The following is a 553-nucleotide window of genomic DNA, read 5'->3' as shown; positions in this document are numbered from 1 at the left end:
GGCCGCCTTCTGGTCGCGGGCCGGGGTGGCGCACCTGCTCACCCGCCCCGGCGACACGCCCCCGTTCCAGCGCGGCGGCATGGGCGACCACTCCGCCGGGATGACGATGGCCGCGGCCGTGTGCGCGGCGCGGGCCCGGGCATCGGCGAAGCGCGGGTCGTCGCGCCACTCGGGCCGGCCCACCGCGCGGCACAGCGCCGGCCAGTGCCGCTCGGGCTCCAGGCCGACGATCCAGAACCGCCGCCCGTCGGAGGCGGCGTAGTTGTTCATGCACGGGTTGCCCATCGTTTCGCGCTGGCCGATCGCGATCGGCTGGCCGCTCATCAGATAGGTGTTGAGGTCGAAGCTGACGGTGTAGGCGCCCTGCCGGTACAGCGAGGTCGTGACCAGTTGGCCCGTCCCGGTGCGTTCGCGCGCGAGCAGCGCCGCGCACACGGCCGCGGCCATCGTCATCCCGGCGGAGTGGTCGCCCATGCCGCCGCGCTGGAACGGGGGCGTGTCGCCGGGGCGGGTGAGCAGGTGCGCCACCCCGGCCCGCGACCAGAAGGCGGCC

General features: G+C 75.8%; 2 pseudogenes. One reads left to right on the top strand and one right to left on the bottom strand.

Features of this window, described 5'->3' with window-relative positions:
- Window positions 1-25: 25 nt before the first annotated feature.
- Window positions 26-79 (top strand): annotated as a pseudogene (locus A5622_RS30755) (hypothetical protein); the annotation flags it as partial.
- 26 nt (window positions 80-105) lie between these two features.
- Here A5622_RS30755 and A5622_RS13190 read toward each other — a convergent pair.
- Window positions 106-553 (bottom strand): annotated as a pseudogene (locus A5622_RS13190) (CoA transferase); the annotation flags it as partial.

Origin of the sequence: Mycobacterium sp. 1245801.1 (assembly GCF_001673055.1) — a bacterium.
Taxonomy (GTDB): domain Bacteria; phylum Actinomycetota; class Actinomycetes; order Mycobacteriales; family Mycobacteriaceae; genus Mycobacterium; species Mycobacterium europaeum_A.
Note: the sequence above shows the minus strand (reverse complement) of the source record. Positions and strands in the feature narration are given on the sequence as shown.